Annotated in this window: 9 protein-coding genes; 2 read left to right on the forward strand and 7 right to left on the reverse strand. The window is 72.1% G+C overall.

Annotated features, from left to right (window positions below; translation table 11 throughout):
• Positions 1 to 72 precede the first annotated feature (72 nt).
• Positions 73 to 471: a VOC family protein gene (locus ACGFNV_RS07610; RefSeq protein WP_393620268.1), complete on the forward strand. Its 399-nt coding sequence runs from the start codon at positions 73 to 75 to the stop codon at positions 469 to 471.
• A gap of 163 nt (positions 472 to 634) precedes the next feature.
• Here ACGFNV_RS07610 and ACGFNV_RS07615 read toward each other — a convergent pair whose 3' ends face one another.
• The 5 genes from ACGFNV_RS07615 to ACGFNV_RS07635 are packed head-to-tail and all read right to left on the reverse strand — an operon-like array spanning position 635 to position 7,483.
• On the reverse strand, positions 635 to 1,888 hold the full coding sequence (locus ACGFNV_RS07615) for a styrene monooxygenase/indole monooxygenase family protein (protein WP_393620270.1): 1,254 nt from the start codon (positions 1,886 to 1,888) through the stop codon (positions 635 to 637).
• Between the two features lie 13 nt (positions 1,889 to 1,901).
• Positions 1,902 to 2,573: an ATP/GTP-binding protein gene (locus ACGFNV_RS07620; RefSeq protein ID WP_393620272.1), complete on the reverse strand. Its 672-nt coding sequence runs from the start codon at positions 2,571 to 2,573 to the stop codon at positions 1,902 to 1,904.
• Positions 2,554 to 2,964, reverse strand: coding sequence for a DUF742 domain-containing protein (locus ACGFNV_RS07625; RefSeq protein WP_393620274.1), 411 nt, complete (start codon positions 2,962 to 2,964; stop codon positions 2,554 to 2,556). Before ACGFNV_RS07625 ends, ACGFNV_RS07620 begins: the two co-directional genes overlap by 20 nt.
• Positions 2,961 to 3,464, reverse strand: a complete 504-nt coding sequence (locus ACGFNV_RS07630; protein WP_393620276.1) for a roadblock/LC7 domain-containing protein — start codon at positions 3,462 to 3,464, stop codon at positions 2,961 to 2,963. The genes ACGFNV_RS07625 and ACGFNV_RS07630 overlap by 4 nt, the downstream gene beginning before the upstream one ends.
• Positions 3,461 to 7,483, reverse strand: coding sequence for a nitrate- and nitrite sensing domain-containing protein (locus ACGFNV_RS07635; protein WP_393620278.1), 4,023 nt, complete (start codon positions 7,481 to 7,483; stop codon positions 3,461 to 3,463). The genes ACGFNV_RS07630 and ACGFNV_RS07635 overlap by 4 nt, the downstream gene beginning before the upstream one ends.
• A gap of 404 nt (positions 7,484 to 7,887) precedes the next feature.
• Here ACGFNV_RS07635 and ACGFNV_RS07640 point away from each other — a divergent pair, with 404 nt between their 5' ends.
• Complete coding sequence (locus ACGFNV_RS07640) at positions 7,888 to 8,676, forward strand: hypothetical protein (protein ID WP_393620279.1); 789 nt, start codon at positions 7,888 to 7,890, stop codon at positions 8,674 to 8,676.
• Positions 8,677 to 8,717: 41 nt separating this feature from the next.
• On the opposite strand, the gene ACGFNV_RS07645 is transcribed toward ACGFNV_RS07640, so the two are convergent.
• Together ACGFNV_RS07645 and lon are read right to left on the reverse strand one after the other, a co-directional pair.
• Positions 8,718 to 9,179: a MarR family winged helix-turn-helix transcriptional regulator gene (locus ACGFNV_RS07645; RefSeq protein WP_393620280.1), complete on the reverse strand. Its 462-nt coding sequence runs from the start codon at positions 9,177 to 9,179 to the stop codon at positions 8,718 to 8,720.
• Positions 9,180 to 9,382: 203 nt separating this feature from the next.
• Positions 9,383 to 11,806 (reverse strand): endopeptidase La, encoded by a 2,424-nt coding sequence (gene lon / locus ACGFNV_RS07650; protein ID WP_393620281.1) that lies wholly within the window; start codon positions 11,804 to 11,806, stop codon positions 9,383 to 9,385.
• Positions 11,807 to 12,030 lie beyond the last annotated feature (224 nt).

The raw sequence follows: 12,030 nt of genomic DNA on the forward strand, positions 1-12,030 counted from the left end.
CTGGACCGATTCTGTCCACTATTTCTCCTAGCCTGCGACGTGCACGCCTCCAGCACAGCCAAGGAGATCCCCATGGACTTCGTCTCGATCCGCATCATCACCAGCGACGTAGCGCGCCTGGTCGAGTTCTACGAGCGAGCCACAGGGGCGCGGGCGACGTGGGCCACCGAGGACTTCGCCGAACTCAAGACCCCGGGCGCCACCCTCGCGATCGCCGGCACCCGCACCGTCCCGCTGTTCGCCCCGGGCTCTGCCCGCCCGGCGGACAACCACAGCGTGATCACCGAGTTCCTCGTCGACGACGTGGACCGCGTTCACCAGAACCTGACCGGCTTCGTCACCGACTTCGTCAACGGGCCCACCACGATGCCCTGGGGCAACCGGTCGCTGCTGTTCCGCGACCCCGACGGCAACCTCGTCAACTTCTTCACCCCCGTCACCCCAGCGGCCATCGAAAAGTTCGCACGCTGACGCCAGGCACAGCCGATCACACGGGAGCCCTGCGATCCCAGGTCTCCCGGTGAACGCGGCCCCCGAGTCCTGGAGCCCGGTGGAAGCGGGAGTCGGCCAGCTCCGGGAAAAGAGCTGTCGGCATGGCCGGCACCATGGCGGCGACGTCGAGCGCGACGAACCCCTAAGCCCCCGTGACCTCGCCGAGGTACGCCGCCGTCTTCTCCGGCTCATAGAAGAAGTTCTCAAAGTCGGAAGGATCATTGAACCCATTGGCGAATCGATCCGCCACTGGCGGCAACTCCCCCGCCGCACCGATCAGGTTCAGGATGTGCTCCGGCGGCGGAGCCAACATCGCGTTGGTCCACTTCGTCACATGCCGCGCCGTGTCCCAGTACCGCTCGAAAGTCCCCCGCATCCACTCCTCGTCGAACTCCTTCTCCCCCTGGTCGAGGATCGACGCGAGATAGGACGCCGCACACTTGGACGCCGAGTTGGAGCCCTGCCCGGTGATCGGGTCGTTGGCGACGACGACGTCGGCCACACCGAGCACCAGACCCCCGCCGGGCAGCCGGCCGATCGGGTTGCGCACCGTCGGCGCGTAGCGTCCGGCCAACGTGCCACCGGCGTCCGTCAGCTCGACCTGAGTGGCCCGCGCGTACTCCCAGGGCGTGAACTTCTCCATGAGTCCCAGGGTCAGGGAGAGGTGCTCCGCCGGGTCCTTGACGCCGTTGAAGACGTCGAGCGGGCCGCCGGGTATGCCCTCCCAGAAGAGGATGTCGGCGCGGCCGGAGGTGGTCAGCGTCGGCATGACGAACAGCTCGCCGACGCCCGGGACCAGGTTGCAGCGGACCGCCTCGAACTCCGGGTGCTCCGGGCGCGGGCCCAGCCCGTGGACGTAGGACACCGCGAGGGCGCGCTGCGGCTCGCTGTACGGGGAGCGTTCGGCGTCGCGGCCGAACATCGACACCAGCTCGCCCTTGCCGGCCGAGACGAGCACCAGGTCGTACGTACGGGAGAAGTAGTCGAGGTCGGAGACCGCCGCGCCGTGGATGACGAGCTGGCCGCCGCGCTGGGCGAAGGCCTCCATCCAGCCCGCCATCTTCACGCGCTGGTCGACGGACTGGGCGTACCCGTCGAGCTTGCCCACCCAGTCGATGGCACGTGCCGCGGGGCCCTCGCCCCAGGAGCCGGGGGCGGCGACCGAGACGCCGAGTCCTTCGATCTTCGGGGCCTGGGACTCCCAGAAGTTCAGCTGGAGATCACGCTCGTGCTGCAGGGCCGTGTGGAACATGCACTGCGTCGACATGACCCGGCCGGAGCGGATCTCGTCCGCCGTCCGGTTGGACATCAGGGTGACCTCGTACCCGTGCGACTGGAGGCCGAGGGCGAGCTGGAGTCCGGACTGGCCGGCTCCGACGACGAGTATCTTCCGCATGCGGGGGGACTTCCTACTCGGGGGTTTCGTCGAGCGCGTGGCCCACGAGGGCCAGGAGGGTCTCGATCACAGAGATCCGGCGCCGCGCGTCCATGATCATGACAGGTATGCGCGCGGGGATCGTCAGCGCCTCCCGCACGTCCTCCGGTTCGAACCGCTCGCTGCCGTCGAAGTGGTTGACGGCGACGACGTACGGCAGGCCGCAGCTCTCGAAGTAGTCCAGCGCGGGGAAGCAGTCCTTGAGGCGGCGGGTGTCGGCCATGACGACCGCGCCGATCGCGCCGCGAACCAGGTCGTCCCACATGAACCAGAACCGCTGCTGGCCCGGCGTGCCGAACAGGTAGAGCACCAGGTCGTCGTCGAGCGTGAGGCGGCCGAAGTCCATGGCCACGGTGGTGGTGAGCTTGCCGGGCGTGGCGGTGAGGTCGTCGACCTCCTCGCTGGCCTCGGTCATCAGCGCCTCGGTCTGCAGGGGCGTGATCTCCGAGACGGCGGTGACGAGCGTGGTCTTGCCGACGCCGAAGCCGCCCGCCACGACGATCTTCGTGGCGATCGGGGCGCGGGTGCGGTCCGTCTGCCAGGGCTGCAGGGTCTCGTCGGGCTCGGGTTCGACGAGAGGTTCGCCGCCGCGAGGTGCGACGCGGGGGGAGACACCACGAGCGGCGTCAGAGACGACGGAGTCCACTCAGCACCCTTTCCAGCAGAGCTCGGTCCGGGCGGCCGGTGCCGTGTCCCGTCCCGGTTCCGTACACACGGATCTTTCCCTGGTCCGCGAGGTCGCTGAGGAGCACGCGGACCACGCCGAGCGGCATCCTCAGCAGCGCGGCGATCTCAGCCACCGTGCGCATACGGCGGCACAGTTCGACGATGGCCCGCATCTCCGGCATGACCGCCGTCTTCAGCGAACCGTTCGTCAGCTCCTTGCGCTCCTCCGGGGCCTCCAGCGCGGCCACGAACGTCTCCACGAGGAGGACGTGGCCGAAGCGGGTACGGCCGCCGGTGAGCGAGTAGGGGCGGACGCGGGCGGGCTTGCGGTCGCCGCCGCGGGTGGGGAGCTTCTTCGGCGCGGTGCTCATCGGGTGCTCCCCGCCGACTCGTTCTCCAGGGACTGCCGTAGCTCGCTGCGGAGTTCGGGCGTCAGGACGTGGCCGGCGCGGCCGACGAAGAGCGCCATGTGGTACGCCACCACGCTCATGTCGCAGTCCGCGGAGCCGTGCACACCGAGCAGGGAGCCGTCGCTGATGGACATCACGAAGAGGCTGCCCTCGTCCATCGCGACCATCGTGTGCCTGACCCCGCCGAACTCCATCAGCTTGGCGGCACCGATGGTGAGGCTGCCGATGCCGGAGACGATGGTGGCGAGGTCGGCGGAGGAACCGCGCGGGCCGGTGGGTTTGCCGGTCTGCGCCTTGCGGGCGTCGGCGTTCTGGCCGGCATCGGAAGAGAGGAGGAGCAGGCCGTCGGAGGAGACCACCGCGACGGACTGGATGCCGGGCACCTCCTCGACGAGATTCGTCAGTAGCCAGTGCAGGTTGCGGGCTTCACTGCTCAGTCCGAAGGTACTGGGCGCGGTCAACTGCTTGCCTCCTCGACTGTGCCCCCCGTGTCTTCTTCGGCATGTGCGTGCTGCGGTGCGGGTGAGGATGCCTCGCCGGGCGCCGGGGGCGCCTGGTTCTGGCCGGTCTGCTCGGCGATCTCCGCCTCCACGTCGCGGTACCCCGCCTCCGCCCCCCGGCGGAAACCGCCGAGGCGGCGACGCAGCGCCTCGGCATCGACAGAACCGGTGCGCTGCCGCGGCGGCGGGGCAGGCGCGTTGACCTTCGGGGTCCGCTTGGGCAGCCCCTTGTCGGTGAGCACTTCCTCGGGCTCGTCGGGAACCCGCTCATGCACCGCCTCGGCTTCCCCGCCGCCCCCAGCGGGCCCACTGAAAGCGGCCGCGGGCTCCCCACCCGCTCCTCCGAGCGCCGCCCGGAGAGCCGCCCGACGTTCCCGGGCGGTGTCCCCACCGGCCTCGGCCCCAGCGGGCCGGGCCTCGGGGGCCGCGGCGGGCTCGCCGGACCCGGGCCCGGTCGGAGCGTGTTCGCCCGCACGCGCAGCCACCGCCCACGGGTCAGGAGCCGCGCTCTCAGCGGGCTCGCCGGACCCGGGCTCGGTCGGAGCATGTTCGCCCGCACGCGCAGCCGCCCAGGAGTCACGAGTGGCGCCCTCGCCTGGCTCCCCGGCCCCGTGCTCGGAGGGCGCGTCTCCACTCACACGCGCGCCCGCCCAAGACTCACGCCCCACGCCCTCGGCAGGCTCGCCGGCGGCCCACCCGGACGCGGCGGCCTCGCCTACGGCGGATGCGGGCCCAGCGGTCCGGGGCTCGCCGGACGCTGCTTCAAGAGCGGCCCGCAAAGCCGCCCGGCGCTCACGGGCGGTGTTCCCGGCGGCCTCCGGCTCGCCCGCCACGGGCCCAGCGGACTCGGGCCCAGCGGGCTCGTTCTCGCTCGCACGCGTGTCTGCCCAGGGCTCGCGCGTCACGCCCTCGGCGGGCTCACCCGCGCCCGACGCAGGCCCAGCGGACGCGGACTCGCCGGACGCCTCTTCAAGGGCGGCCCGCAGAGCCGCCCTGCGCTCACGGGCAGTGTGCTCGGCGGGCGCAGGCTCGTCTGCCACGGGCCCAGCGGACGCGGGCTCGGTGGACGCACCTTCAAGTGCCGCCCGCAGAGCCGCCCTGCGCTCACGGGCAGTGGCCTCGACAGGCGCAGGCTCTTCAGCCACGGGCCCAGCGGACTCGGGCTCGGCGGACTCGGGCTCGGCGGGCTCGCCGGCGGCCCACGCCGACTCGCCCGCGCCCGACGCGGGCCCAGCGGACGCGGACTCGCCGGACGCGCCTTCAAGTGCCGCCCGCAGAGCCGCCCTGCGCTCACGGGCAGTGGCCTCGACAGGCGCGGGCTCGGACGGAGGCTCGGGCTCGGCGGGGGTGTCCTCGGTCGGGTCCTGCTCGTGGGTGGTGGGCTCGGTGGATGCCTGGGGTGGGAGGAGGAGCTCCATCGTCATCTCGGCGGGCCGCTCCGGGGCCCTCGGGGCGGCTTCCGGCTCGGCGTCGGTGGTCGGCTCGGGATCGGTACCGAGCGCCGTCGGCTCCTGCTCCTGCTCCTGCCCCTGCTCCGACTTCTCCGGTACGGCTTCCCGCGCGTCCCCGGCCGTCTCCACGGCATCCTCGGCCTCCGGGGACTCACCTACGGCCCCCTCGGTCGCCTCCGCAGCGGCTCCAAGCTCGGGAAGAGCCCCTTCGGCCCCGGCAGTCCCCTCGGACTCCCGTACGTCCTCCTCGGCCACCCCGGAGGACTCCGCGTCGGCCGCGTCGGCGTCCCGCACCGTTTGCTCCGCCAGCCTGACCAGCGGGTCGCCGCTCGTGGTGCGGCCGGGGAGGACGTTGGAGTTGGCCTCGGCGTCGGCGCCCGGAAGGGAGAAGGCGGGGGTCGTACCGGCGAGGGGTGAGGAGGACGAGGAGGGGACCGCGGCGGAGGGGGCCGCCGCGAGGAGGGACTGCGGGAGCACGACGACCGCGGCGACACCGCCCTGCTTCTGCTCGCGCAGCTGCACGCGGACACCGTGGCGGTGGGCGAGGCGGGCGACGACGTAGAGGCCGAGGCCGAGCCCCTCCTCGCCCTCCTGGTCGTACGGCGTCTCCGGGTCGAACTCGGCGAGGCGGGTGTTGAGGCGGGTCAGGCGGTCGCCCGCCATCCCGATGCCCTCGTCCTGGACGGAGAGCATGACCTCGCCGTTCTCCAGCAACCAGCCGGAGACCTCGACGGGCAGGTCGGGCGGGGAGAACGACGTCGCGTTCTCCATGAGTTCGGCCAGCAGGTGCGAGAGGTCGTCCGCGGCGAACCCGGCGATGTGCGCGTGCGGCGGCAGCGCGGCGATGCGCACGCGTTCGTAGCGCTCGATCTCACTGACGGCAGCGCGGACCACGTCGACCAGCGGCACGGGACCCGCGCTCTGCTGCACATGCTCCGTACCGGCCAGCACGAGGAGGTTCTCGCTGTGCCGGCGCATGACCGTGGCGAAGTGGTCGAGCTTGAAGAGCGTGGCGAGGCGCTCGGGGTCCTGCTCGCGCTCCTCCAGGTTCTCGATGACGGCGAGCTGCCGCTCGACCAGTCCCAGCGTGCGCAGGGCGAGGTTGACGAACGTACCGCCGATGCTGCCCCGCAGCCGCTCCAGCTGTGCGGCGGAGTCGCTGAGTTCCGCGCGCAGTTCCTCGCGGGCGTCGGCCATCTTCTGGCGCTGCCCGACGAGGTGCTTGCGGTCGTCCTCCAGGGTGGTGACCCGCTCGTGGAGGGCGGTGGCGTGCGCGTGCAGGGCGTTGACGGAGCGGACGACCTGGGCGAACTCGTCGTTGCGGCCGGTGAACTTCACCGGCTCCTCCGCCACCGGGTCCTCCGCCGCGGCCAGCCGGGCCGAGCCGAGGCGCAGGACGGCGAGCGGGCGGGTGAGGCTGCGGGCCATGCCGGTGGCCATGCCGACGGCCACCAGCATCAGCACGCCCAGCGCCGTGATCCGGATCTCCAGCGCCGTGACGTCGTCGTCCCGCAGCTTCTCGAGGTCCTTGGTGCGGTGGTCGAAGAGCGACGACTCCACCCCGCGCATCGCGTCGACGCGGGCGGACAGGGCCTCGTCCAGCTTCTTGGGGTCGGTGCCGAGTTCGTCGTCGCTCAGCTGCGGCTGGTCGGTGAGGGAGGCGAGGTACCGGTCGGCGGACTGCACGTCGGAACCCGTGACCGTGGAGTCGTACGAGGTCACCGCCGCCTTGGGCGCGCTGTCCCGGAAGTCGGCGAGGGCGGCGTCGGAGCGCAGCCGGGCCTGCTGGGCGGCGGCGCTGAGGGCGTCGCGCTGCTTGGTGTCGGCCTCGGAGGAGACCACCTCGGTGCTCGCGACGCCGGTGACGGGGTTGACGACCGTCTGCTTGCTGGTCGGCACGTTGAGGGCCGCGAGGAGCAGTCCGCGGGCGGCGGCGGACTGCTGCACGGCCGCGTCGAGCTCGGCGAGGGAGTACGTGCCGGAGCCCGCGCGGGGCGGCATCCGGGCCGCCAGCTGCTCGGCGAGGCCATGCAGCGCGGCGATGGTGGCGGAGTAGGCCTGGTGCGCCTCGAGGGCGGTGTCCTTGCCGGTGAGGGCGGACCTGCGGACGGAGGCGATCGCGTCGAGGTCCTGGCGCACCGCAGCCGGCGTGTCCGGGTCGGCGCGCATCTCCTCGACCTGCCGGTCGACGCGGGCGCCGCGCTGCTCGGAGGGTGCCTCGGACTTGACGCGGCCGGCCGCGATGTAGGAGGTGATCTCGTCGCGTTCGTCGGCGAGCGAGTGGGCCAGGGCGAGCGCGTCCTGGGTCTGCTCGGCGAGAACCACCAGGTCCTGGGAGTCCTTGAGCTCCCCGGAGGCGGCCAGGACCGACGGGGCTCCGGCCCCGGCGATGGCGGCGGCCACCACGGCCACGGCGACGATCAGCCGGTTGCGTACGTGGGTGGGGCGGCCCTTGCCGACGGGGGTGCGCTCCGCGCCCCCTTCGGGGGCCGTCTGCCTGCCTGTGCGCCGCGGCCGCGTCTTCTGCACCGGTGCTCGCATTCCTGACTCGTGTGCCCATGGGACGGGGTGACTTTTCGTCAACTGCTGCGTACGCCTTCCCCCGCGCTCTCGGCGTCGTCGGAGCAGGGGGCCCCACCGGTCCCCGACCCTCCCAGCGCCGATGGGCAGTGGTCGCGCATCACCTGACCCGCCACCCGAAGGAGTGAACATCCAAGGAGAGTTGGCGGGCAAGTTTCTCCGGCGTGTGCGACTGCCGTGCTCGGCCTGCCGGTTGGACGTGGGCGACGGGCTTTGACAGTATTCGCCGCCACGCCTTCCCGGAGCGCAGCATTCCGCCTCAAACCGGGCGCCTGACCTGCTTCGGTGCGCCCGTACGGCGTCCGATGCCGACCTTTTGCGGACCTTGTGCAGACCTCGTGCAGACTGGCCGGATGCGAACGGAACTTGTGTCGGAGCCCGGCGTCAGGGCGTGCCCCAACGAGGACTTCGCGAGTGTCGGACTGCCCGCCTCCGGACAGGGCGGTTCGCTCGTCGTCCTCGACGGTGTGACGCCGCCGTCGAGCGGAACGGGCTGTCTGCATTCGGTCCCCTGGTACACAGCGCGCCTCGGTGGGGCGTTGACCGAACTGACCGTTTCACTCACGGATGTTCCTCTGTCCGACGCCCTGGCTCGCGCCATCGCGCGTACCTCCGAAGCACACGCCAAAACCTGTGACCTTTCTCACCCACGCACCCCACAGGCCACCGTGGCCGTCGCCCGCTGGTCCCCGGACACCGTCGAGTACCTCGTCCTGTCCGACGCGGCCCTGCTGCTGGAGTCCCCCGACGGCCTGATCAGGCCGGTCCTCGACGACCGCCTGTCCCGGCTGCCCCGCTCGGCCCTGCGCTCGGACGCCGTGATCGACGCCACGCTCCGCAACAAGGAGGGCGGGTTCTTCACGGCGGCCGCGGATCCCGCGGTGGCCGGCCGAGCGGTCACCGGTGTCCTGCCCCGCGCCGAGGTCCGCGCCCTGGCCGGCCTGTCGGACGGCGCGACGCGCTGGGTGGAGACGTTCCGCGAGGGCGACTGGACGGACCTGTTCACCTTCGTCCGCAAGGAGGGCGCGGGCGCCCTGGTGGACCGGGTACGGGCACTGGAGCGGGCCGACCGTGAGGAGCGGGCGTTCCTGGGCCGGGCCAAGACCCACGACGACGCGAGCGTGGTGTACGTCGAGCTGTGAGCCGGCGCCGGGGGAAGCCCGCCCGGTGGGCTACCTCTGGGCTACCTCTCCATGCCCCGGTTCAGCTCGTGCAGCAGCCGGGCCAGTTCCGCGACCTCGCCGCGGTCCCAGTGGGAAAGCTTGCTGACGTAGCGGGCGCGGCGGGCCTCGCGGACCTTGCCGACCCGGGAGCGGCCCTCCGGGGTGAGGTCGACCAGCCAGGCCCGCCCGTCGGCCGGGTCGGGCTCGCGGGTCACCAGGCCGAGCTCCTCCAGGGCGCGCAGCTGGCGGGACATGGTCGCCTTGCCGACGCCGATGTAGCTGGCGAGTTCCGTGGCGCGCTGGCGTCCGCACTCCTCCAGCCGGACGAGCAGCCCGTACGCGGCGGACTCCAGGTCCGGGTGGACCTCGCGGGCCATCTCACCCTGGCTGGCCCGGGCACGCCGCAGCAGGACGGTCAGCTCCCGTTCCAGGGACAGGAACTCCTGGTCCACGTTCGCGTCCACGTTTGCGTCCTCGTGCACGTCAGCACCCCTGATCCGGTTTCCCGCTCTTCCGCGAAATCCTGCCGCACCCAGGACCTGTCCGGTCGCCGTCGCGGCTCCGCCAGTATTTCGCAGGAGTGGACCAATGGCGGCGCACGGGCCCGTTCACCCGCTCGGGCGGGCACGGCAGGGCCCGGGTCTCCCTCACGGGGCCCGGGCTCCGCCTCATCCGGGGGCGTCCGTCACGCCGCCACCGGAACCTCCGGCGCCGCGCCGTTCGTGACCGGGGCCAGCGCCAGCTCCAGGACCTGGCGGACGTCCGTGACGGTGTGGACGTCGAGCTTCTCCAGGACCTCCGCCGGGACGTCGTCCAGGTCGGGCTCGTTGCGCTTGGGGATGATCACGGTGGTGACCCCGGCCCGGTGCGCGGCGAGCAGCTTCTGCTTCACCCCGCCGATGGGCAGGACCCGGCCGGTCAGCGAGACCTCGCCGGTCATGGCGACGTCCGTACGGACCAGGCGGCCGGAGAGCAGCGAGGCCAGCGCGGTCGTCATCGTGATGCCGGCGCTCGGACCGTCCTTCGGGACCGCGCCCGCCGGGAAGTGGATGTGCACGCCCCGGTCCTTCAGGTCACCGACCGGCAGCTCCAGCTCGGCGCCGTGCGAGCGCAGGAAGCTCAGCGCGATCTGCGCCGACTCCTTCATCACGTCGCCCAGCTGGCCCGTCAGCGTCAGTCCCGACGCGCCCGTCTCGGGGTCGGCCAGCGACGCCTCGACGTACAGCACGTCACCGCCCGCCCCGGTCACCGCGAGGCCCGTCGCCACGCCCGGCACCGACGTCCGCCGCTCGGCCGGGTCCTGGGCGGACTCCGGCACATGGTGCGGTCGGCCGATCAGGGCGCGCAGGTCGCCGTCCGTGATGGTGAACGGCAGCTTGCGCTCGCCGAGTTCGTGCTGGGCCGCGACCTTGCGCAGCAGCCTCGCGATGGACCGCTCCAGGTTGCGCACACCCGCCTCACGCGTGTACTCGCCGGCCAGCTTGCGCAGCGCGCCCTCGTCGAGGGTCACCTCGTCCCTGTCCAGGCCCGCCCGCTCCAGCTGACGCGGGAGCAGGTGGTCGCGGGCGATGACGACCTTCTCGTCCTCGGTGTAGCCGTCGAGGCGGACCAGCTCCATACGGTCGAGCAGGGCCTCCGGGATGGCCTCCAGGACGTTGGCGGTGGCGAGGAAGACGACGTCGCTGAGGTCGAGTTCGACCTCCAGGTAGTGGTCGCGGAAGGTGTGGTTCTGCGCCGGGTCGAGGACCTCGAGCAGGGCCGCGGCCGGGTCGCCCCGGAAGTCCGACCCCACCTTGTCGATCTCGTCGAGGAGCACGACCGGGTTCATGGACCCGGCCTCCTTGATCGCGCGCACGATCCGGCCGGGCAGCGCGCCGACGTACGTACGCCGGTGGCCGCGGATCTCGGCCTCGTCGCGCACGCCGCCGAGGGCGACGCGGACGAACTTGCGGCCCATGGCGTGGGCCACGCTTTCGCCGAGACTCGTCTTTCCGACACCCGGAGGGCCTACGAGCGCCAGCACGGCACCGCCGCGCCGCCCTCCGACGACACCCAGCCCACGGTCGCCGCGCCGCTTGCGCACCGCCAGGTACTCGGTGATCCGCTCCTTCACGTCCTCAAGACCCGCGTGCTCGGCGTCGAGCACCGCCTTGGCGCCCTGGATGTCGTAGGCGTCCTCGGTGCGCTCGTTCCAGGGCAGCTCCAGGACGGTGTCGAGCCAGGTGCGGATCCAGGAGCCCTCAGGGGACTGGTCGCTGGACCGCTCCAGCTTGTCGACCTCCTTGAGGGCGGCCTCGCGGACGTTCTCGGGCAGGTCGGCGGCCTCGACGCGGGCGCGGTAGTCGTCGGACTCCTCGCCGTCGCTCTCGCCGTTGAGTTCGCGCAGTTCCTTGCGCACGGCTTCCAGCTGGCGCCGCAGGAGGAACTCGCGCTGCTGCTTGTCGACGCCCTCCTGGACGTCCTTGGCGATGGTCTCGGCGACGTCCTGCTCGGCGAGGTGGTCGCGCAGTTGCTGGGTGGCGAGCTTGAGGCGGGCCACCGGGTCGGCGGTCTCGAGCAGTTCGACCTTCTGCTCGACGGTCAGGAAGGGCGAGTAACCGGAGTTGTCGGCGAGGGCGGAGACACCGTCGATGGCCTGGACGCGGTCCACGACCTGCCAGGCGCCGCGCTTGCGCAGCCAGGCGGTGGCCAGGGCCTTGTACTCCTTGACCAGTTCGGCGACGTGGCCCGGCAGGGGTTCGGGCACGTTCTCGTCGATCCGCGTGCCCTCGACCCACAGCGCGGCGCCCGGCCCGGTCGTCCCGGCGCCGATGCGCACGCGGCCTCGGCCGCGGATCAGGGCGCCCGGGTCACCGTCGGCCAGCCGTCCGACCTGCTCGACGGTGCCGAGGACGCCGGTGCTCGCGTAGGTCCCGTCGATGCGCGGAACCAGCAGCACCTTGGGCTTGCCCGGCTCCGAGCGGGCGGCGGCCTGGGCGGCCTCCACCGCGGCACGTACATCGGCGTCACTCAGATCCAGCGGAACCACCATCCCGGGCAGCACGACCTCGTCGTCGAGCGGCAGCACGGGCAGGGTGAGCGGTGTGAACGGCGTGGACTCAGCAGCCATGATCTCCCCTTTGGCAGTCAAGTTGAGTTATGCCGACTCAATGCTTGGGGGCTTTCGAATGTTCCCCAACCCTCGTTCGCTCTGAGCGATCACCCGGCAATCGCAGGTCCGACGGTGTCCGGGACGGCCGATGCCTGTTGTCGTCTCCCCTTCAGCACCGCGAGATGGCGAATCGTTCCCTCCGCGGCATGTGGATCGACACCCGGACGGCCACGGCCGGGGCC

The sequence above is a fragment of the Streptomyces sp. NPDC048751 genome (assembly GCF_043198595.1).
Lineage (GTDB): Bacteria > Actinomycetota > Actinomycetes > Streptomycetales > Streptomycetaceae > Streptomyces.